General features: G+C 33.5%; 20 protein-coding genes and 1 pseudogene. 14 read left to right on the top strand and 7 right to left on the bottom strand.

The window, feature by feature from the left end; all coding sequences use genetic code 11:
* Positions 1–80 precede the first annotated feature (80 nt).
* Positions 81–1301: a CynX/NimT family MFS transporter gene (locus tag J3R86_RS01205; RefSeq protein WP_207517711.1), complete on the top strand. Its 1221-nt coding sequence runs from the start codon at positions 81–83 to the stop codon at positions 1299–1301.
* A gap of 419 nt (positions 1302–1720) precedes the next feature.
* Here J3R86_RS01205 and J3R86_RS01210 read toward each other — a convergent pair whose 3' ends face one another.
* The gene (locus tag J3R86_RS01210) at positions 1721–2386 is read right to left on the bottom strand and encodes a hypothetical protein (protein ID WP_207517712.1); all 666 of its coding nucleotides are present in this window, start codon (positions 2384–2386) and stop codon (positions 1721–1723) included.
* A gap of 138 nt (positions 2387–2524) precedes the next feature.
* Between J3R86_RS01210 and J3R86_RS01215 the strand changes: the two genes are divergently transcribed.
* Both J3R86_RS01215 and J3R86_RS01220 read left to right on the top strand, forming a co-directional pair.
* The gene (locus J3R86_RS01215) at positions 2525–3901 is read left to right on the top strand and encodes a YqeG family HAD IIIA-type phosphatase (RefSeq protein ID WP_242685739.1); all 1377 of its coding nucleotides are present in this window, start codon (positions 2525–2527) and stop codon (positions 3899–3901) included.
* Between the two features lie 134 nt (positions 3902–4035).
* Complete coding sequence (locus J3R86_RS01220; RefSeq protein ID WP_207517714.1) at positions 4036–5022, top strand: hypothetical protein; 987 nt, start codon at positions 4036–4038, stop codon at positions 5020–5022.
* A gap of 210 nt (positions 5023–5232) precedes the next feature.
* Here the strand turns inward: J3R86_RS01220 and J3R86_RS01225 are convergent, their stop codons facing one another.
* Positions 5233–6423, bottom strand: coding sequence for an NADH-dependent flavin oxidoreductase (locus tag J3R86_RS01225; RefSeq protein ID WP_207517715.1), 1191 nt, complete (start codon positions 6421–6423; stop codon positions 5233–5235).
* Between the two features lie 286 nt (positions 6424–6709).
* On the opposite strand from J3R86_RS01225, the gene J3R86_RS01230 reads away from it, so the two are divergent.
* The 8 genes and pseudogenes from J3R86_RS01230 (at position 6710) to J3R86_RS01265 (ending at position 13747) form a co-directional block, all read left to right on the top strand.
* The gene (locus tag J3R86_RS01230; protein ID WP_207517716.1) at positions 6710–7711 is read left to right on the top strand and encodes an LLM class flavin-dependent oxidoreductase; all 1002 of its coding nucleotides are present in this window, start codon (positions 6710–6712) and stop codon (positions 7709–7711) included.
* 35 nt (positions 7712–7746) lie between these two features.
* Complete coding sequence (locus tag J3R86_RS01235) at positions 7747–8079, top strand: glycine cleavage system H family protein (protein ID WP_207517717.1); 333 nt, start codon at positions 7747–7749, stop codon at positions 8077–8079.
* The gene (locus tag J3R86_RS01240) at positions 8080–8874 is read left to right on the top strand and encodes a protein-ADP-ribose hydrolase (protein WP_207517718.1); all 795 of its coding nucleotides are present in this window, start codon (positions 8080–8082) and stop codon (positions 8872–8874) included.
* Positions 8867–9825: pseudogene (locus tag J3R86_RS01245) on the top strand (SIR2 family NAD-dependent protein deacylase). Before J3R86_RS01240 ends, J3R86_RS01245 begins: the two are co-directional and overlap by 8 nt.
* Positions 9782–10804, top strand: a complete 1023-nt coding sequence (locus J3R86_RS01250) for a lipoate--protein ligase (RefSeq protein ID WP_207517720.1) — start codon at positions 9782–9784, stop codon at positions 10802–10804. Before J3R86_RS01245 ends, J3R86_RS01250 begins: the two are co-directional and overlap by 44 nt.
* A 402-nt stretch (positions 10805–11206) precedes the next feature.
* Complete coding sequence (locus J3R86_RS01255; RefSeq protein ID WP_207517721.1) at positions 11207–11962, top strand: metal ABC transporter ATP-binding protein; 756 nt, start codon at positions 11207–11209, stop codon at positions 11960–11962.
* On the top strand, positions 11955–12800 hold the full coding sequence (locus J3R86_RS01260; protein ID WP_207517722.1) for a metal ABC transporter permease: 846 nt from the start codon (positions 11955–11957) through the stop codon (positions 12798–12800). Before J3R86_RS01255 ends, J3R86_RS01260 begins: the two co-directional genes overlap by 8 nt.
* Positions 12797–13747, top strand: coding sequence for a metal ABC transporter substrate-binding protein (locus J3R86_RS01265; protein WP_207517723.1), 951 nt, complete (start codon positions 12797–12799; stop codon positions 13745–13747). Before J3R86_RS01260 ends, J3R86_RS01265 begins: the two co-directional genes overlap by 4 nt.
* A 112-nt stretch (positions 13748–13859) precedes the next feature.
* On the opposite strand, the gene J3R86_RS01270 is transcribed toward J3R86_RS01265, so the two are convergent.
* The 4 genes from J3R86_RS01270 to J3R86_RS01285 are packed head-to-tail and all read right to left on the bottom strand — an operon-like array spanning position 13860 to position 17912.
* Positions 13860–15209, bottom strand: a complete 1350-nt coding sequence (locus J3R86_RS01270; RefSeq protein WP_207517724.1) for a PTS ascorbate transporter subunit IIC — start codon at positions 15207–15209, stop codon at positions 13860–13862.
* Between the two features lie 16 nt (positions 15210–15225).
* Positions 15226–15510 carry a PTS sugar transporter subunit IIB gene (locus J3R86_RS01275; RefSeq protein WP_207517725.1) on the bottom strand — a complete coding sequence of 95 codons (285 nt, stop codon included), beginning with the start codon at positions 15508–15510 and terminating at the stop codon, positions 15226–15228.
* A gap of 1 nt (position 15511) precedes the next feature.
* Complete coding sequence (locus tag J3R86_RS01280; protein WP_207517726.1) at positions 15512–15955, bottom strand: PTS sugar transporter subunit IIA; 444 nt, start codon at positions 15953–15955, stop codon at positions 15512–15514.
* A 4-nt stretch (positions 15956–15959) separates the two neighbouring features.
* Positions 15960–17912 carry a BglG family transcription antiterminator gene (locus tag J3R86_RS01285; protein ID WP_207517727.1) on the bottom strand — a complete coding sequence of 651 codons (1953 nt, stop codon included), beginning with the start codon at positions 17910–17912 and terminating at the stop codon, positions 15960–15962.
* 209 nt (positions 17913–18121) lie between these two features.
* Here J3R86_RS01285 and J3R86_RS01290 point away from each other — a divergent pair, with 209 nt between their 5' ends.
* From J3R86_RS01290 to J3R86_RS01300, 3 genes are all read left to right on the top strand, one after another.
* Positions 18122–18541 (top strand): MarR family winged helix-turn-helix transcriptional regulator, encoded by a 420-nt coding sequence (locus tag J3R86_RS01290; protein ID WP_207517728.1) that lies wholly within the window; start codon positions 18122–18124, stop codon positions 18539–18541.
* A 108-nt stretch (positions 18542–18649) separates the two neighbouring features.
* Entirely contained in the window at positions 18650–20005 is a 1356-nt protein-coding gene (gene mepA, locus J3R86_RS01295) for a multidrug efflux MATE transporter MepA (RefSeq protein WP_207517729.1), read from the top strand.
* 141 nt (positions 20006–20146) lie between these two features.
* Positions 20147–20584 (top strand): MepB family protein, encoded by a 438-nt coding sequence (locus tag J3R86_RS01300; RefSeq protein ID WP_242685740.1) that lies wholly within the window; start codon positions 20147–20149, stop codon positions 20582–20584.
* A gap of 74 nt (positions 20585–20658) precedes the next feature.
* On the opposite strand, the gene glpT is transcribed toward J3R86_RS01300, so the two are convergent.
* Positions 20659–22017 (bottom strand): glycerol-3-phosphate transporter, encoded by a 1359-nt coding sequence (glpT, locus tag J3R86_RS01305; protein ID WP_207517731.1) that lies wholly within the window; start codon positions 22015–22017, stop codon positions 20659–20661.
* Positions 22018–22098: the final 81 nt, after the last annotated feature.

A 22098-nucleotide genomic window follows, 5' to 3' on the forward strand; every position in this document is an offset into this window, starting at 1 on the left:
TTGACCATAAAATGCTAATGTGTGAATGGACTCAATGAAGTTGAAGTAATTTTAATTTAGAACAGGGAAGGAGTTTTAATATGGATCAGCCCTATAAAGTACATAGGCTACAAGAAAATTGGGGACTCATGATAGCTATCGTGTTAATTGCATCTACACTACGTGCACCATTAACATCGGTAGGACCAGTCATCGATGAAATTAAAGAAGTGATGCATATTAATAATGGTATTGCAGGTATATTAACAACAATTCCTTTATTAATATTTGCTATCGTTTCACCATTAGTTTCTAAAGTGACTGCTAAATTAACAATGTCACGAACAATCACGTATGCCATGATATTATTAATTGTTGCGCTTATTTTAAGAGTATCAGGGGATTTTACGTTATTTATTGTTGGTACAATATTAATAGGGATAGCTATTGCTTTTGGTAACGTGATGTTACCAAGTTACATTAAATGGTATTTCCCATTACAAATTGGTGTAACGACAGGTATCTATAGTGGTACGATGAATTTTACAGCAGGTGTAGGTGGAGGACTTAGTGTACCTCTATCTGAAATGTCACCGTTAGGCTTTAGGTTATCTTTATCTTTCTGGGTCATTTTAGCAGTACTTGCATTGATCTTATGGCTGCCTAGAGCTAAAAATGGTATCAAACTTGAACAACAAACAGCCGCTGCCACTGAAAAGGAAAATGTTAAAAAAGTAAATATAACAAAATCAAAATTAGCATGGTTAGTCGCTTTAACCATGGGTTTCCAATCTATGGTATTTTATACGGTAGTTGCATGGGTACCATCTATTCTTGTTGATCGTGGACTATCATTTGCCACAGCGGGTTATTTATTAATGCTTAACCAATTTTCACAAGTGCCAATGACATTTACCTTCCCAATTATTGCATCTAAATTGAAAGACCAACGTATTCTAGTTATTATCATTACGATTTTATTCTTAGTTGGTTTCGGACTGTTCTTTACACAATCATTGACATTATTAGTCATTGGTATGATCATTGCCGGACTAGCGATGGGTGCATGTTTCAGCTTATGTATGACTTTCTTTTCAATACGTGCACGTACGCATGGTGGCAGTATTTCATTATCTGGCTTCGGTCAGTCTATCGGTTACTTAATTGCTGCAGTAGGCCCATTCTTAGTAGGTTATCTACATGACCTGACAGGTAGCTGGGTATCTGGTATTATTGCCTTAATTATTATGTCTATATTGTTCTTTATCGTAGGTTATCCATCTGCTAAAAATAAAGTAATTGAAGACGAAACACATAGTTAAACAACATAAAAGGTAGTTATGAGCAAGCGTAACAATTAATGTTATTGCATTGTCATAACTACCTTTTTATAGTTTTGCTATTTTGGCTCTATAATAAATCGGACTGATAAATAAAAAAAGAATAATTTAAAAGGCAAAGTATTTTGAAGCCGAGACTCCTGAGGGAGCAGTGCTAGTCGAAGACTACAGGCTGAGACAGCACCCTCGGAAAGCGAGGCTTAAAAAATAATTATGTATCAGTCCAATTTGGGAGAGAACCGTTATTTTTTAGTATCGATAAATAAATAGTGAATAGTTATATATCAGTTCAATTTGACAGAGAACCCTTTATTATAGTTCTTTTATTTTCAAGAATAATTTATAGCGTATCAATGAATAACTAGCAGTTTATTTTATTAAGAAACGTTACTTTAATTAAATTATGAATTAACATAATCGCAAACTGTGTTGATTTGTTCTTTAAATGAACCGTTGAATTTGTTGTCAAAAAAGGCACTACCTATGGTAAAAGCCCATGGTGACACAGTTTTAATGAAATCTAATTTATCGTAACTATCAATACTACCGGCTACACATACAGGTGCTTCAATTTGTTGTACAAATGAACGTATTAACAATGGTGCATCCCCTGTATAGCGATAACCTAATAAATCAAAACCATAGATGCCATTTTGTATATTTTGATTAGCTGTAGTAATAATATCATCAATATCTCCATGTAAAATAGAAGGTCTGTCGCTAATATCACCAGCAAATGGTAAATATTTAATGTTGTTTTGTTGACAATACGTATTAATTGAATCGAAATAAGTGGTTCCCATAAGTACATCACAGCCACAGTATTTTGCTAATTTAGCACCTTCAAGACATTCTGGTTCTGTATATTCAACAATTTCTAAAAATGTTGTCTTACCACAATGTTTCATATAACTAAATAATGCTTTCATCTCTTCTACAGCTAATCCCTTATCTTTAAATCCCCAAAATTTTGCTTGAGCATCTTTACATTCTTCGAAAATTTGTGGTGCATTTTCTACTGTATAATCATTATGCGTTAACATGACTATTAATTCTGTATTGTTCAATATATATTCCCCTTTGATTAAAATAAACTTATTATTATGTATGTAATTGACATATTTTCTTTTAAAGTTTACACTCATATATGTTTATAAGCAACATATTTATAAAAATATAAAACATAAAAATAATGTTAACAGGATGTGTTTAATTTGAAGAAGTATAAAAATAATTTTTTCCCAGATGCTTATGCTGATAGTGTTAATGATATAGACTTTCAAAAAATATATGATTTGGGTTATCGTGGCATTATTTTTGATATTGATAGTACACTTGTGCCACATGGTGCAGAAGTGACTAAAGATATAGAGTTATTATTTGAAGAGATTCATGCCATTGGTCTACAAACATTATTTTTATCTAATAATAGTGATGAACGTATTGCACTATTCAATAAGAATATTCAAACACAATATATTCCGATGGCGAATAAACCAAATACAATTAATTATTATAAAGCACTAGATATGCTAGATATGGCACCTTCAAAAGTTATTGTGATTGGTGATCAAATATTCACAGATATTTTAGGAGCGAATCGTAGTGGGATTAAAAGTATTATGGTGAAATATTTATTACATGAAGGCGAAACAACTATTGGTAAAAAGAGAAAAGTAGAACATGCATTGTTGAGTCTTTTTAAGCTGCAACAGTATGTTTCAACAATGACATTACCAGTGATGAAAAAAACGAAAGAGAAAAAACGTTTGAGTGAAAGAAGCCCATTATTATATCAAGCAGCTGTTACAAAAGAAACATTGCGTCGTCATCTAGGTAATAAATTAAGTAAGGAAGTGTTTGCGACACATCAACAAACACAATTATTACCTAATCAAATTTATTCATACACATCCAATTTAATTAAGACGGGTAAAGGTATTGATCCAGAGCTTCAATACAATAAAGCATACAATATTGATAAATCGGCAGCTAAAATAAATGGGATTGTTATACGACCTGGGGAGACATTTTCATTTTGGAAGCTTGTAGGTAAAGTTAATAAGAAAAACGGCTATAAAGATGGACGTGTCATTGTTAACAATCAAGTTCAAGCGGGAACGGGTGGTGGCTTATGTAACCTAGCTAATACGATTAATTTACTCATTTTACATAGTCCGTTAACCATTACAGAATTTCATCATCATTCAGATGCATTAGCGCCGGAACAAGGTGAAAGAAAGCCGTTAAGTAATGGTACATCTGTATCTTATAATTATGTAGATTATTGTTTTAAAAATGAGACAAACCAGGCAATGCAATTATGTTTATGGGTAGCAGATAATCAACTTCATGCCACTTTACGTTCGGAAGAACCTATTCCATATGAATATGACATAGTCGAAGAGCAACATCGTTTTGACAAAGAAAATGACAAATATTATAGAAAATCACAAATCTATAAAGTAACTAAAAATAAGACTTCAGGTAAATTGTTAGATAAAACTTTGGTATGGGATAACCGTTCAGAAGTCATGTATGATTACGACTTAATTCCACAATCACAAATTGTAAATCATTAACAATAGTTAGCTTTCTAAAATTAGACAAATTGTGTCTGATTAAAGAAAGCTTTTTTTTGTATTTATAAAAATATAAAAAATAGGTATAATAAAAACATAAAAAAGTTGCGACTATAAACAAAGGGGATACTGTGATGAAATTTAAATATGTAGCAAGTGGTTTAACAGCAGCAGCATTATTATTAACAGCATGTGGTAATAATGACAGTGATAGTAAGGATAGTAAAGTGAATGATAGTACAACGACAAAGGACGATAAATTATCAAAATCGCAACAAGAACATTCAAGTAAAGCGTCTAGTAGCAAATCAACTAGTAAGTCATCTTCAAGTGATAGTCATCAATCATCAGATTCTAATAAATCGTCTTCTAAATCATCGATGACAGCAGATAATTTAGATCAACAGCATAAATTAGCCTTAGCATTATTTGATAGTAATGCTGGCCAATATAGTATTACAGCGCAAGAGTTGCAAGCAGGTGAATATACAGGGTCATTTACTGGTAATAATCCACATCAAACAAAACCAATAAGTAAATTGCAATTAAATAAAACGAATAGTGTTAAGAATGTTCCTGCAGGAGTGAATATATATGGTGTTGATCCAAGCAAGGGTTCATTTGTCACAGTGATTGCAATTAGTCGTGATGAAGTAATTATTGCAGGTACACAAAGTGAACTTACTTATCAAGGCATGAAAAATGGTGGACAAGTATATAAAGTAGATGATTTAATCAAACGATTTGGCGATGAACCAGATTTAGATAGTGTAGCAAATAAGATTTCTATTAGTGATCAACTATCAGATGCAGAAAGTAAAGCAACATCAAATAGTTCTAGCGATGATGGCGATTCTGATACATCTTCAAACAGCTCAAGTGATGACGATGATAGTTCAAGCGATACAACAGTAACACGTGCCAATGTTATTGATAAAGTTGAAGATTATGAAGGTCATAAATTAGATACTGATGAATATACATTTAAAGAACCTGAACAAATGGGTGATGGTAAATGGGGCTTTTCATACACTGATAAGAGTGGTGATTTAGCTGGATCTTACATTATTGATCAAGATGGTAATGTGACTAAATATGATGAACACGCTGATGAAATTTAAGGTGATTGCCATAATAAATTCGGTTGACGATACAAAGCAATCGAACACGTTAAACTAATAACAAAATAGCCTTTATGCCTGTCAATGTTATCTCATTAAGAGATGTAGTGACAAAGCATAAAGGCTTTTAATTAGGTTCTCTATAAAATTGAAATGATGCATCATTTATTGTGATTGATTCACGAGTTAAAAAAAACAGCGAGTCTTTAATTAGTCGTCATAATTAGCTTGTAACTTACGAAGTTCATCTCTTGTTTGGCGTTCTAATCCTTCGCCATAGTCCATCATCTGAACGATATCTTTAAAGGCAGCTTCAGGGATAGCTAAGTCTTCTAGTTCGGCCATCGTAAATTTGAGGTCGATATCTTGAGGTCGATGGTCAGCTAATTTATGGACAAAATCTGGTTCGGTGACAAATGGAGAAGACATGCCTACCATATCAGCATTTTGTAGTGCATCTAATGCTGATTCGGGAGAGTTAATACCACCACTAGCAATAAGTGGTAGACGTCCATTTAAGTGTTCGTAGACAATTTGATTCACCCGGCGACCAAAATGCTTGCCGGGTGTACGACTTGTATTTTGATATATATTGCGTCCCCAACTTGCAATAGCTAAATACTGAATGTCGGCTACATCCATAACCCAATCAATATATTGGTTGAATTCATCGATGGTATAACCTAAATCACTGCCGCGAGTTTCTTCAGGCGTAGCTCTAAACCCTAAGATGAAATCTGAAGGTGCATGTTGATCAATGACTTCTTGGACGGCTTGCATGACTTCTAAACCAAAGCGCGCACGATTGGCTAACGTAGCTTTGCCATATTCATCTGTACGTTGATTTGAAAACGTAGATAAGAACGTTTGAATTAATAAACGCTGGGCGATAGAAATTTCAACCCCATCAAAACCAGCTTCAATGGCACGCCGTGTTGCTGCTTTATAATCTTCAATGACGCTGTTAATTTTATCTGTTGTCATAGCAATAACTTCATGTTCAATAGGAGAATGTAACGTCATAGGACTTGGACCATACACTTTACCGTAGTTCATAATGGCTTGGTTAGAAAAACGGCCAGCATGTGCGAGTTGAATAATAGCAACATTACCATCTTGCTTCATTGTATTGGCCATCTTTGTTAATCCAGGGATACAATCATCGCTAGCAATGTTAAAGCCATATTCAAATAATTGACCATAAGGTTCTATATATGCAGCTCCTGTTACTTGCATACCTGCACTATTTGACCGTCTAGCAGCATAACGTAAATCTTCATTAGTAATATGACCATTTTTAGTAGAAGAATTGGTAGTCATTGGTGATAAGACGAAACGGTTAGCTACTTGCGTACCATTAGGTAATTGTAGTGGTTGTAATAATGGGTCGAATTGATTCATGAGCGTCTCTTCCTTTACTATTCATTAATAGTTTCAACGTAACATGCTTCATATGAATAATCAATGACAGTCAGGATAGTTAGAAAAGTAATTGTGACAACAAAGTCATAAAAGCCATCATAGAATAATAATATGTATGACATATTAGAGAGAAGAATGGAATTTTTAAAATGAAAACAAGACGAAACCATATAAAATTTAATTGAAAAACGTTATCATAGAGATGGGTAATAATATGGGGTTTGTCATTCATAGTAAAGCTTAATTGAAATTTGGAGATGAGGAATTGGTTAAGTTAAGTGTATTAGATTATACAGTTATTGATGAAGGGAAAGATGCTGAATCTGCATTGCAAGACTCACTTAATGTCGCACAATTAGCAGACAAATTAGGCTATTCACGTATATGGTTTACTGAACATCATAATGTCCCAGCATTTGCTTGTGGTAGTCCCGAATTAATGATAATGCAGACATTGTCTCAAACAACGCATATTCGTGTTGGTTCAGGTGGTGTTATGTTACCTCATTATAGCCCTTATAAAGTGGCTGAGCAGTTTAGAATGTTAGAGGCGCTTTATCCTAATCGTGTAGATTTAGGTATAGGTAATAATCCAGGTACTGCAGTTGTTAGAAGGGCATTGGATGGAGATCATCCTCAATATGAAGACTATCATCAAAGTATTGAGCAACTTCGACAATACCTTACAACAAGTAGTCCTACAAATACTAACACGGCAATTGCACAACCAGAGATTAAACACACTCCAGAGATGTGGTTGCTGAGTGGCAGTACAACATCAGCAACATTTGCAGCAACACAAGGTATGGGTTTAGCAGTCGGGACATTTTTATTGCCGGATGAAGATAAAATTATGGCAGCACAACGAAATGTGGCATTATATCGTCAACAATTTCAGATGACAGCATTAACTATGCAACCATCTGTTGCGGTAACTGCCTTTGTCGTTGTAGCTGATAGCGATGAAGAGGTTGCTCAACTACAACGTACCCTAGATGTATGGTTATTAGGTAAAGAAAACTTCGCTGAGTTCGATCGTTTTCCTTCATTTGAAACTGCGCAACAGTATCAGTTAACTGAGCGTGATAAAGAAATGATAGCGACTAATCGTGCGCGTATTATAGCAGGAACCAAAGATGAAGTTGCCACAAAGCTTGATCAATTTGTCGCACATTTTGATGCTGATGAAGTGATTGTGGCACCATTGATTCCAGGTGTTAAAGCTCGTATGAGAACGCTAGAATTACTAGCTGACATATATTTATAAGATTATTAAAAAGAACTAAGAAAGGAAGATTAATAATGAAAAAATTAGCAAATTATTTATGGGTAGAAAAAGTTGGAGATTTATATGTGTTTAGTATGACACCAGAATTACAAGATGATATTGGTACGGTTGGGTATGTAGAATTTGTTAGTCCTGACGAAGTTAAAGTCGATGATGAAATTGTTAGTATTGAAGCATCAAAAACTGTTATCGATGTACAAACACCATTAGCTGGTACGATTGTGGAACGTAACACTAAAGCTGAAGAAGAACCAGCAATTTTAAATTCTGAAAAACCTGAACAAAATTGGTTGTTTAAATTAGATGATGTCGATAAAGAAGCTTTCAACGCCTTACCGGAGGCATAAATGATACAGCCAGAAACTAATCAACAACGTCTTTTTTATTTAACAAACTATATGTGGCAAGAACTTTATGGTGACAAGCCTTTAGATTTCCCAACTACATTTAATGAACAATGGGAATTATACCGTGGTTTGGCAAATGTTAGACCACCACATAGCGTAAGTAATGCGTATTTAACGATTCAAGATGAATTATTATCAAATTTAAACGAGCAACATGTTGTTACAATCAATGATTTGCAACCTATTGAAGGTGACAATATTTATTTGTGGCAAGGTGATATTACTCGTTTAGCAGTAGATGGCATTGTTAATGCAGCCAATAGTGCTTTACTTGGCTGTATGCAAGCTAACCATGATTGCATTGATAATATCATTCATACTAAAGCAGGTGTACAAGTTCGCTTAGATTGTCACGACATTATAACTAGGCAGGGACGTAAAGAAAGTGTTGGTAAGGCGAAATTGACGTCAGCCTATAATTTACCAGCACAATATATTATTCATACAGTAGGCCCTCAAGTACGTAAATTACCAGTATCTGATATGAATCAAAACTTACTAGCTAAATGTTATCTGAGCTGTTTAAAGCTTGCTGACCAACAAGGATTACATCATCTCGCTTTTTGTTGTATTTCGACGGGGGTCTTCGGTTATCCACAACAGGAAGCGGCAGAGATTGCTATTCATACGGTAAGACAATATTTAGCACAAACAAAGAGCACTTTGAAAGTTATTTTTAATGTTTTTAAAGATGAAGATTTACAGATTTATAAGGAGGCGTTAGTTAATGGCTGATCATACAACTTGGCAAGCGTTGTCAATGTTGCAACAACAAAATGATTCAGTTGACCAAGCTGAAGTATTAGCACAAGCAATCAACGAGGCAGATGCTGTCGTTATTGGTATTGGCGCAGGTATGTCAGCTGCTGACGGTTTTACTTATATTGGTGAGCGTTTTACTAATCATTTTCAAGACTTTATAGCGAAATATAATTTCTTTGATATGTTACAGGCGAGTTTACATCCATTTGGTAGTTGGCAAGAATATTGGGCTTTTGAAAGTCGTTTTATTCAACTTAACTATTTAGATCAACCTGTTGGTGAATCTTATTTAGCACTGAAACAGATGGTGCGGACTAAAGATTATCATATCATTACGACGAATGCGGATAATGCATTTTGGGCAGCTGATTATGATAAAAATCATGTCTTTCATATTCAAGGTGAATATATTTTGCAACAATGTAGTCAACACTGTCATGCTCAAACGTATAGAAATGATGCGTTGATTCGTCAAATGGTTCGTGAACAACAAGATATGTTAATTCCATGGGAACTGATACCACATTGTCCGAAATGTGATGCACCGATGGAAGTTAATAAACGTAAAGCTGAAGTCGGTATGGTTGAAGATGATGACTTCCATGCACAATTAGAAGGCTATAATGCATTCTTAGCACAACATCAACAAGATAAAGTGTTGTATTTAGAAATAGGTATAGGATATACTACACCACAATTTGTAAAACACCCATTTCAACGTATGACACGTAAAAATACTAATGCACTTTATATGACTTTGAACAAGAAAGCGTACCGTTTACCACAAAGTATCCAATCACGAACAATACATTTAACAGAAGATATTAGACATTTAATAACTGAAGCACAACGAAAATTGACAACATAGGAGTAGCAGATTATGTATTTAATAGAACCTATCCGAAATGGACAATATATTACTGATGGTGCAGTAGCATTAGCGATGCAAGTATATGTTAATAACCATATTTTTTTAGGAGAAGATATACTTTTTCCTTATTATTGTGATCCTAAAGTTGAAATTGGACGTTTTCAAAATACAGCTATTGAAATTAATCAAGATTACATAGAACAACACGATATTCAAGTTGTACGACGAGATACCGGTGGTGGTGCAGTATACGTAGATTCAGGTGCTGTTAATATGTGTTGTATTTTAGAACAAGATACATCAATATATGGAGATTTCCAACGTTTTTACCAGCCTGCGATTCAAGCATTACACAATTTAGGAGCGACAGATGTAATCCAAAGTGGTCGTAATGACTTGGCGTTAAATGGTAAAAAAGTATCAGGTGCTGCAATGACATTAATGAACAATCGTATTTATGGTGGCTATTCATTACTATTAGACGTTGATTATGATGCAATGGTAAATGTCTTAAAGCCAAATCGTAAAAAAATTGAGTCTAAAGGAATTAAGTCTGTACGTGCTCGTGTAGGTCATCTTCGTGAATCGCTAGCGCCTCAATATCAACATATTACAATTGAAGAATTTAAAAACTTGATGGTAGAGCAAATTTTGGGAATTGATGACATCAATGATGCTAAAAGATACATTTTAAGCGATGAAGATTGGGCTGCGATTGATGAATTAACTGCTAAAAAGTATAAAAATTGGGATTGGAATTATGGACGTTCTCCAAGATATGAATATAACCGTAGTGAAAAATTGTCATCAGGTACGGTGGATATTACGATTGCAGTAGAACACAACCGTATTGCAGATTGTCGTATTTTTGGAGATTTCTTTGGACAAGGTGATATTACAGAAGTAGAAGCAGCCTTAAAAGGTACAAAAATGACTAAAGAAGATTTGAGCAACGTCTTGAATACGTTAGATTTAACATATTATTTTGGTAATATTACAGCAGACGAACTCGTTCAAATGATAATGAGTTAGATAGAACTGATTAATCATACAGTGACATAAGCGCTGTTGATTAATCAGTTTTTTAGTTAATACGTTAACAATATTACCTATACCTCAAAAATAACACTTATCTAGGGCTGAGACAAAAAAGCATTTTACACTTAAAATTAAGCATTTGGCAGTAACTGTCTGGTTTGTAAAATGTTGATTTCTCAACGTTTTACAAACCTAGTCAGTCTTGCCGGGGTGGGATTACGAAATAATTTCTTTGAAATAATTATTTCTATCCCACTCCCTTTTTATATTTGGTATATATAAATATCAAAAAAATTGTTAAAAACAAAAAGTTTGATTGACTATAAAATTGTTTTAGGTTAACCTAAAAATATTGAGAAAATACATGTATTACAAAGATAAAGGCGGATGTTAAATATGTTGAAAGTTAAAAATTTAGCGGTTCGCTATAATAATGGAACGGAAGCACTTAAAGATGTAACGTTTAATTTAGATAGTGGACAAATATATGGGATTATTGGCCCTAATGGTGCTGGGAAATCTACGTTATTAAAAGCAATAGTTAATTTAATACCACATAAAGGCTCAGTAGAGTTTAATGAGCATAATATTTTAAAAGAACTTAAAAATATTTCATATGTAGAACAAAAAAGCAATATTGATACATCATTTCCTATGAATGTCTTAGATAGTGTTGTTGTTGGCGTATATCCTAAATTAAAGCCATGGCAATTTGTAACTAAGCAGATGAAACAACAAGCTGAAGAAGCCTTAAAGCAAGTTGATATGTATGATTTTAAAGATAGACAAATAGATGAATTATCTGGCGGACAATTTCAAAGGGTACTTATTGCTCGTACACTCATTCAACAGACTGATCTTATTTTACTTGATGAACCGTTTGTAGGAATTGATGTTTATAGTGAAGATATTATCATTGATTTATTACATGATTTAGTTGCTCAAGGTAAAACAATTTTAATCGTACATCATGACTTATCTAAAGTGAAAAAATATTTTGATGGTGTCATCATTATTAATAAATCCATTGTGGCAATGGGACCAGTAGATGAAGCATTTACAACAGAAACATTAAGTGATGCATATGGTACGGGCATCTTTTTACCATCAGCAAATGATAGTGAGAGTGTAGGTGATAACAGTCATGATTAACTTTATTAAAGATATATTTGAATTTAATTTCTTGCAAAATGCATTGATTACATCAGTCGTTATTGGTGTGATTTGTGGTGTTGTTGGTTGCTTTATCGTCTTAAGAGGTTTAGCCCTAATGGGAGATGCAATTTCACATGCAGTGTTACCCGGTGTGGCAATTTCATATATGATGGGAATTAATTTTTTCTATGGTGCTGTATTATTTGGTATTATGGCAGCTTTAGGTATTGGTTTTGTTAATCAAAATAGTAAAATTAAAAATGATTCTGCGATAGGTATTGTCTTTTCATCTTTCTTGGCACTAGGTGTATTACTAGTGACGAAAGCACAATCAGCGATTGATTTAACTGAAGTATTATTTGGTAATGTACTGACAGTGAATCAAGAAGATCGAACTTTGACATTTATTGTAGCTGCTGTTGTACTTATATTGATTATTGTCTTTTATAAAGCATTTTTAGTATCTAGTTTTGATCCTACTATGGCACAAGCAGCAGGGATGCCTGTTAAATTAATTCATTATACGATGATGATTTTACTAACATTAGTAACCGTTGCTTCATTACAAACTGTCGGCGTTATTTTAGTAGTATCATTACTGATTACGCCTGCTTCTACAGCGTATTTATTGGCTAAAAAGTTATCGACAATGATTGTGATTTCCGCCTCAATTGGTGCATTGTCATCAATTATTGGACTATTTTTAAGTGTGCAATACAATTTACCTTCAGGAGTCGTGATTGTCTTAGTCATAACAGTCATTTTCATTATTACGTTCCTCTTCGCACCTAAAAATGGTTTACTATGGTTGAAAATGAAGGAGGCTAATAAGTGAAGAAATTAGTGTTATTTAGTACATTGATAGCATTATCATTGATACTTGTTGCCTGCGGTAATGAGCCAAAAAGTAAGGTGCCAATCGGTGAAGTAGATAAAGATAAAATTCAAGTGGTTACTAGTTTTTCAATGTTAGAAGATATGGCCCAAAAAATTGGTGGTAAACATGTTGATGTCCATAACTTGGCGCCTATTGGTACAGATCCACATGAGTATGAACCGAAGCCAGAAGATATTAAACATATCGAAAAGGCGGATTTGATTTTATATAATGGTTTGAATCTTGAAGGTGGCGACAAAGGATGGCTTGCCAAAGCCATGAAGACAACAAATTATCCAACAGAAAATGCCATTGAAACAGGTAAGAAGATTAAACCACAATATTTAAAAGATGACGATGGACATAAGGAAGTTAATCCTCATGCTTTTATTGATCCACATGCTGGAGAAGTAATGGTTAAAGCTACAACTCAAGCTTTTATCGACAAGAATCCTAAAAATAAAGCTTATTATAAGAAAAATGAAGCAGCATATTTAAAAGAGTTACATCAGATAGAACAAGATTATCAACAACAATTAGGAAGCATACCTAAAAAAGACCGTATACTTGTGACGAGTGAACAAGCGTTTCAATATTTAACGTCACGTTATGACTTTAAAGAAGGCTATATATGGCCGATTGATACTGAGGAAAATGGTTCACCTGAACAACTAAAAGGATTGATTCGTTTTATTAAACATCATAATCCTAAAGTATTATTTATAGAGTCCAATGTAGATAAAAGACCGATGCAAACCGTTTCTGAAGAAACAGGCGTACCAATTTATCATAAACCGATTTATTCTGATGAAATCGGACGCAAAGGTCATGAAGCAGACACGTATTTAAGTTATCTGAAATATAATTTGAAAGTGCTAACTGATGGTTTGACAAGTAAGCACTAAATAATAAAGCATAGGCACTTGTAGTAACTATACTTTGAGCTGACCCCAATTAGTGGGAATAATATAAAAACGCCGTTTGTCATCAGTGACAGACGGCGTTTAACATTTTCAATTAGTTATGTTGTTCTTTGTGGCGACCTTTTAAAGCGATAGCAACACCACCAATAATAATGATAAATAAAATAGAACCAATAAGACCTAGATATTTCACAGCATTACCGAAAACAATACCAATAGCTAAAAAGTCAGTATCTGAGAATGTTGTTGCAGCGCCGCCTAAATCTCCAAGGAATGGTAAGAATAGTAAAGGTAAAAATGTGATAAGGATACCATTTAATGCTGAACCAGCAATCGCACCTTTAATTCCACCGCGAGCATTACCGAATACTGCAGCTGTTGCACCTAGGAAGAAGTGAGCTACAACACCTGGTAAGATGACGACACCACCAAATAAAAATAATATGAACATACCTAAGACACCAGTTATAAAGCTGACAAAGAATCCAATTAACACTGCATTTTGTGCGTAAGGAAAGACAATTGGACAGTCTAATGCAGGTTTAGAATTAGGTACTAATTTTTCAGAAATACCTTTAAAAGCTGGAACAATTTCAGCTAATATTAAGCGCACACCTGTTAAAATGATAAACACGCCTGCAGCAAATGTCACACCTTGAATTAATGAGAAGACAATAAAGTTTTGTCCGTCACTGATACTGTTATGAACATAACCAACACCAGCAAATAAACAAGCAATAAAATACAATAGTGCCATCGTTATTGAAATACTTATTGTACTTTCACGTAAGAAACTTAATCCTTTTGGAAAATTGATGTCTTCAGTCGATTTAGATTTACCATTGAATAATTGACCAACAGCACCAGCTGCCCAGTAACTAATAGAACCGAAGTGTCCTAAAGCAACTTGATCATTGCCGGTAATTTTACGCATTGTCGGTTGTAACAACGCTGGTAATACTGCCATAATCAAACCTAATACAAGTGCACCAATGACAATTGTTAACCAACCTTTGATGTGACCAACAGTTAACATAATAGCTAGAAATGCAGCCATATAAAATGTATGATGTCCTGTTAAAAAAATATATTTTAAATTAGTAAAACGGGCGATTAAAATATTAACAATCATGCCGCAAACCATAATTAATGCCGCTGTTGTACCAAAATCTTTGAGTGCTAATGAAACGATAGCTTCGTTATTTGGAACGATACCTTGAACGCCAAAGGCATGTTGGAAAATTTTACCGAACGGTTCAAGAGATTTGACAACAACATCAGCACCTGCACTTAATATTAGAAAGCCAAGTATCGTTTTAATTGTGCCAGCAGTAATGGTAGCTGCTGGTTTTTTCTGTACTACTAGACCGATGAAGGCAATTAAAGCTACTAAAATTGAAGGTTGACTTAAAATATCAACAATAAAATTAAGTATCGATTGCATAGCATTTAACCTCCTTTTAGATTAAGTTTTGTTCTTGCAATTTTTGAGATAACTTTTGTTCTAATTCTTCTTTATCTAAAATATTATCTAAAACAATGACTTCTCCAAGACGTTGTGCATTTTCTTCTAAGTCTCTACCACAGATAAATAAGTCTGCCATTTCTGGACTAGCTGTCATAATGTCACTGTGTTCAACTTCTATCTCACTCGGTGCATTTAAATGACGTAAAGCTTCTTGAGCATTCATTTCTACCATGAAACTACTTCCTAAACCGTGTCCACATACTACTAAAATTTTCATTTTAATCATTCTCCTTTAAAATTGATAATATTTGTTGTGATGTCTTAGCTTCCAACAAATGTTGTACGATTTGTTGATTACCTAACAAAGATGCTAAGTTTTGTAATATTGATAAATGTGATGTGTTATCTATAGCGCTCAGTACAAATACTAATGTAGCTTTATGCTGATCATCACAAAATTGCACTTGTTTATTAAGTTTGAGTAAGCTAAGACCAACTTGATGAACATCATGATTTGGTCGTGCATGTGCAATCGCTATGTCAGGCGCAATAACAATGTATGGACCTAATTCATGAACACTATTGATCATGGCATCAACGTAACTTTGTTCAATCATTTGATGCTCTAGTAAAGGTTTAGCCGCAATTGTTATGGCATCCATCCAATTAGGTACCTCGTCCTTTACTATAATATGATCCTTAGTTAATATATCTAACGCCACAATATTAAACCTCCTTATTTTTAATTTGTGATATAGCATTGATAATGGTTGGTATGTCTCCATCTATAAATGATTGCTTAATCTTATTGTCAGTTAATAATTCACTAAGTTGTCCTAAGGCTTTTAAGTGAATATTGGGATGATTCGTAGCTAAAGTAATAACTACATAAACAGGATCATTGTGTTGACTACCAAAATTTACACCCTGTTTAAAATAGGTTAATGCAAACCCAGCACCATTTTTAACTAAATGAGTACTTGCATGAATAAGTGCTACATGTGGACTAATCACTATATACGGGCCAAATTTTTCAAATTGGTCTAAGATAGCCGTGACGTAGTGATGGTCAACAATTTGATCGATAATTAATGGTTCAACAGCTTGGGCAATGGCCTGTTCTTTAGTTATTAAATCATCATTAACTGTAATACGATGACTAGGTAATAATTCAGCTAGAGATTTACCAGAATTAGACATTTTAGCAACGCGTGATTCTCTAGCATTATTGATAATCTGATTTAATTTTTGACGTGATTGTTGATTAATAAAAGGATCTACAATAATCACTGGAATGGATTGAATATTGCAGGGCACAGTTGAAATAACGTAATCAATATCATTTTGAATTAATTGATTTTCATCCAATTGATAAACTGAATAAGCATCAATAATATGAAATTCAGGATATAAATGAGATAATTTGGATTTTAATAATTGAGATGTACCAATGCCAGAGCCACACATAAGAACAACTTTAATTAATTGTTGAGTTTCGGTAGCTACTCTTTCAATACTTGAAGCAAAATGAATGGCAATAAAAGCAAGTTCATCTTTAGTAAACGTTATATTTAAAAATGCTTCCAACAGACTAATATGTCGTTGGATCGCTTCCACTAATTCAGGATAACGTTGATATATTTCATCTTTTAAAGGATTGTGCTGTGTGATATCAAATTGAATCCGATAAATCGCTGGCTTAAGATGTGTACTTAAACTATTAAGTAATTTGTTATCTTTTTGAAATTCTAATCCCAAATCTAAACCTACATAAGTAATAAATGATTCGATTGCTTCAGCAAGATATGTTTCATCACTCATAGAAGCTACTGAATTATCTGTTATTCTAGAACCTAATAAATGTAACGTGATGAATAAAGTTTCAGATTGTGGAAAGGTTATATCACAAGCACGTTCTAATTTATCGATAAGTTTACGAGCGATGTCATATTGTAGTGTTTGAGATAGTCTATCCATTTCATCACTAGGCACACTAAAAGCGCGTTGTTCAAACAATCGTTGTATGGCAATGAGAATATGATAAATTAGACCATCAATAGCACTTTGAACTAGGTGATAACTTTCTTCTTCTAAAGTGGTAATGACAATGTTACGCACGATAGTTACGGAATCTGAAGCAAAGATGTCAGATTCTATAAACGGTGCAGCTTGTTTTACGTATTGTTGAATATAATACGCGTAAGCTTTGCGATAATTATCTTCATTACCACTTATATTAAATCCTTTATTGCTGATATAATTTAATTGTAAGTGGAAGTTATCAAGCTGAAGTTGAATTAATTTCAGATCGTCAGCTATAGTACGTCTTGATACATGAACATACTCAGATAATTGTTTCGATGTAATAGGAGAGCCCGATTCAAAAAGCTTTAACATAAGCTGTGTTATTCTTTCATCTTTTGACAAATGTATAGGACCAACGCTAGTGTGCTCTAACTCATGTTGTAAGTTAGCATGCGTTGTCGAAACTTTAACACCATAAGCTTTATGACGCGTGACATCATAGTTAAGTGATTTAGAGTATTGCTCAATGAATTCTAAGTCATACTGTATTGTTCGTTTAGATACGCCGAAATGAGTTGCGAGGTAGCTTATAGTGACATAATTTTCTTCAGTGACTAATAAATGTAAAATTTCAAGTTGTCTTTGGCTTAGCAATGTAGCATCCTCCTATAGTTAATTGTAAGCGATTTCTATGAATGATAGATATGCAATGTCTTTCATATTTTAATCCGAAAAATTTCACAGCAATAGTTGTAGGTTATATTTTTTACGATATATCGAAAAAATATGTTAAAAAGTGTTGACATATATTTTAACGAGGTTTATATTTAGTTAGACTTCTAACGAAAGAGGTGATAAATGCTATGGAAATGACATATTCGTATTTATTTAGAATGTTGAGTCATGAAATGAAGCAGAAAGCTGATCAAAAGTTAGAGCAATTTGATATTACCAATGAGCAGGGCCATACGCTTGGATATTTATATGCGCACCAGCAAGATGGTTTAACTCAAAATGATATCGCTAGAGCATTGCAACGTAAAGGGCCGACAGTAAGTAATTTACTGAGGAATCTTGAGCGTAAAAAACTTATATATCGCTATGTTGATGCCAAAGACACGCGTAGCAAAAATATTGGATTAACGACTGCAGGAATCAAGTTAGTAGAAGCTTTCACATCTATCTTTGATGACATGGAAAAAACGATGGAAGCACAATTTACTGCTGAAGAAAATGAACAGATGAAGAAAAATTTAACTAAGATGTTATCAAGTTTACAATAATAGATTAAGTGACTGTTTGAACAGTCACTTTACTTAACGCTATATAGTTAGATATCTAATTATTAGTAAGCTAACAATTAAATTAACTATTTTAAGGGAGTATAGACAATGAAAGACGAACAATTATATTATTTTGAAAAATCACCTGTATTTAAAGCAATGATGCATTTCTCATTACCAATGATGATAGCGTCATTATTAAGTGTGATTTATGGGATTTTAAATATTTATTTTATTGGATTTTTAAATGATAGTCACATGATTTCAGCAATTTCTTTAACATTACCAATATTTGCATTATTAATGGGATTTGGTAACTTATTTGGCATAGGTGCTGGAACATATATTTCTCGTTTGTTAGGTGCTAAAGATTATAGTAAAAGTAAATTTGTAAGTAGCTTTTCAATTTATGGTGGTTTAATTCTGGGTATTATCATTATTATTGTGACATTACCTTTTAGTGATCAAATCGCTTCATTATTAGGTGCTAGAGGAGAAACATTAGCATTAACTAGTAATTATTTAAAAGTAATGTTTTTAAGTGCACCATTTGTTATTTTATTCTTTATTTTAGAACAATTTGCACGTTCAATTGGTGCACCAATCATTTCAATGATTGGTATGCTTGCTAGCGTTGGTTTAAATATTATTTTAGATCCAATCTTAATTTTTGCTTTTCATTTAGATGTTGTAGGTGCTGCTTTAGGGACAGCAATTTCAAATGTTGTAGCAGCATTATTCTTCATTATTTATTTTATTAAAAATAGTGATGTTGTATCTGTAAATATTAAATTTGTTAAACCGAATAAAGAAATGTTAGTTGAAATTTTTAAAATTGGTATTCCAGCATTCTTGATGAGTATTCTAATGGGCTTCACTGGTTTAGTATTAAATTTATTCTTAGCTCATTATGGTAACTTTGCAGTTGCAAGTTATGGTATTTCGTTCAGATTAGTACAATTTCCTGAATTGATAGTTATGGGTCTTTGTGAAGGTGTAGTACCTTTAATTGCTTATAACTTCATGTCAGATAAAGGTCGTATGAAAGATGTAATTAAAGCTGTCATTTCATCTATTGGTGTTATCTTTGTTATTTGTATGATTGCAGTATTTACAATTGGACATCATATCGTAGGTTTATTCACTGCTGATCAAGAAATTGTTGATATGGCAACATTCATCTTAAAAGTGACAATGACATCATTATTACTTAATGGTATTGGTTTCTTATTTACTGGTATGTTACAAGCGACTGGTCAAGGTCGTGGTGCAACAATTATGGCTATCCTACAAGGCGTTGTCATTATACCTGTACTATTCATCATGAATACATTATTTGGATTAACAGGTGTCATTTGGTCATTACTTATTGCAGAAACAATTTGTGCCTTAGCTTCAATGTTAATTGTTTACTTATTACGTGATCGTTTAACAGTTGATACTGCTGAATTAATCGAGGGATAAAAATATAAATTAAGCATTTCTAACTCAGGCACTGAGGAGGTAGAAATGCTTTTTTATATGAAACGTGGGTCATTTCTTTGGTTTGATGATCAAATCTAGTATGATTAAGCAGTTAAATACATAGCATAGGAGATGATAAATTTGTATCACTCAATACGGCTTTTACAACAATTTTTAGAAACGGGTAAAGATTTAGATATCACCAAAGAACGCTATAATCATGATTATGAAGCGGCAATATTTAATTATAATAACAACAGTTATCGTAGTAGAATGGCCAAGAAGACACCTACCAAAGAAGGGTACTTTGTGACGTGTTGGACGAAAGATGACAACAATCGTAATCGTCCATTTAGTATGAATGAGACGACGGATTATTTGGCTGTAGTTGTTGAAGATCATGATTTAACAGGGGTCTTTATATTTCCTAGGCAATCATTAATAGACCGTAGCATTAGTACAACAGAAAAGAGACAAGGGAAAATGGCCTTTCGTGTTTATCCTAAATGGTGTCACAATTTAAATAACACAGCGTTGAAGACACAACAATGGCAAAGTGCATATTTTTATCAAATTTAAAAGTCATATGACGTTCCATAGACACTTCGCTAATAATAAGTGTACAAAGGAGCCATATGACTTTTGTTGTATTATTAATGTTGTACGGTATCTTGACCTACTTTGTTCCAAGTTAGAATGAAACTTAACATAGCAAGAATACTAATAACTGTTAATAAAATGAAACCAACGTTCCAACCGAAATGGTCAACGACAACACCTAGCACTGTATTGGCCATTGAAGCACCAAATAGGTAACCAAATAAGCCAGTTAATCCAGCGGCTGTTCCAGCAGCTTTTTTCGGTACATAGTCTAAAGCTTGTAAACCGATTAACATGACTGGTCCATAGATTAAGAAACCAATGGCAATAAGAGATAAATTATCTAACCAAGCGTGACCAGGAGGGTTTAGCCAATAAATTAAGACGAAAATGGTTACACCTAACATAAAGAAGAAACCTGCTGGACCACGACGTCCTTTGAATAATTTATCAGAAATATAGCCACATAATAATGTTCCAGGTATACCTGCCCACTCAAAAAGGAAATAAGACCAACCTGATGATTTTAAATCAAATTGTTTTTCTTCACTTAAATAGACTGGCGCCCAGTCAAGTACACCATAACGTACAAAGTAAACAAAGATATTGGCAAAAGCGATTGCCCAAACCCATTTATTGTTGAGTACGTATTTGAATAGAATTTCTTTCGTCGTTAATTCTGTTTCTAATGTCTCTTTGTTGCTAGTAGAAAAGTCATTTTTATAATATTCGATTGGAGGTAATCCTTGTGACTGAGGTGTATCTCTAATTAATAAGTAAGAAATAAATGCCACAATAAGGGCTAATAAAGCAGGATAAATAAATACACCTTCGAAACCTTTTAAATAACCGAAACTATACAAGCTAGTCATAGCAATACCCCAAGTCGCAATTGGGGCCATTAAACCACCACCGACATTATGTGCCACATTCCATAAGGCAGTCTTACTACCACGTTCACTGACGCTAAACCAATGAACGAGCACACGTCCAGATGGTGGCCATCCCATTCCTTGGAACCAGCCATTTAAGAATAATAGTATGAACATAATTGTAATACTTGATGTAAAGAAAGGTACAAAACCTAATAATAAGTTAACAATTGCAGTCAGTACCAAACCGAGTACTAAAAAGATACGAGCGTTACTCCTATCACTCACAGTTCCCATAAAAAATTTACTGAAACCATAAGCAATAGAAACAGCTGATAAAGCAAGACCAAGTTCACCTTTAGAAAAACCTTGTTCTTGTAGTGCGGGCATAGCTAATGAAAAGTTCTTACGTAATAAATAGAAACCAGCATAACCAATAAAGATTCCTAAAAAGACTTGGAGTCGTAAGCGTTTATAAGTAGCATCTACTTGATCATCTGGCAAAGGTTTAATATGCTTTGCCGGTTTAAGAAAATTCATAACATCCTCCTTGTATGTATTTATATTCAAATTTTTATGCGATAAATCTATAATATATAGCTGTGTAACCGTTGTCAATGT

The sequence above is a fragment of the Staphylococcus simiae genome, from assembly GCF_017357005.1.
Classification (GTDB): domain Bacteria; phylum Bacillota; class Bacilli; order Staphylococcales; family Staphylococcaceae; genus Staphylococcus; species Staphylococcus simiae_A.

Coding starts and splice junctions, on each gene's coding strand:
- glpT (WP_207517731.1), bottom strand. CDS start 22,017: ATGAATTTTCTTAAACCGGCAAAGCATATTAAACCTTTGCCAGATGAT.
- J3R86_RS01250 (WP_207517720.1), top strand. CDS start 9,782: ATGTATTTAATAGAACCTATCCGAAATGGACAATATATTACTGATGGT.
- J3R86_RS01240 (WP_207517718.1), top strand. CDS start 8,080: ATGATACAGCCAGAAACTAATCAACAACGTCTTTTTTATTTAACAAAC.
- J3R86_RS01220 (WP_207517714.1), top strand. CDS start 4,036: ATGAAATTTAAATATGTAGCAAGTGGTTTAACAGCAGCAGCATTATTA.
- J3R86_RS01270 (WP_207517724.1), bottom strand. CDS start 15,209: ATGCAATCGATACTTAATTTTATTGTTGATATTTTAAGTCAACCTTCA.
- J3R86_RS01225 (WP_207517715.1), bottom strand. CDS start 6,423: ATGAATCAATTCGACCCATTATTACAACCACTACAATTACCTAATGGT.
- J3R86_RS01255 (WP_207517721.1), top strand. CDS start 11,207: ATGTTGAAAGTTAAAAATTTAGCGGTTCGCTATAATAATGGAACGGAA.
- J3R86_RS01235 (WP_207517717.1), top strand. CDS start 7,747: ATGAAAAAATTAGCAAATTATTTATGGGTAGAAAAAGTTGGAGATTTA.
- mepA (WP_207517729.1), top strand. CDS start 18,650: ATGAAAGACGAACAATTATATTATTTTGAAAAATCACCTGTATTTAAA.
- J3R86_RS01205 (WP_207517711.1), top strand. CDS start 81: ATGGATCAGCCCTATAAAGTACATAGGCTACAAGAAAATTGGGGACTC.
- J3R86_RS01260 (WP_207517722.1), top strand. CDS start 11,955: ATGATTAACTTTATTAAAGATATATTTGAATTTAATTTCTTGCAAAAT.
- J3R86_RS01290 (WP_207517728.1), top strand. CDS start 18,122: ATGGAAATGACATATTCGTATTTATTTAGAATGTTGAGTCATGAAATG.
- J3R86_RS01275 (WP_207517725.1), bottom strand. CDS start 15,510: ATGAAAATTTTAGTAGTATGTGGACACGGTTTAGGAAGTAGTTTCATG.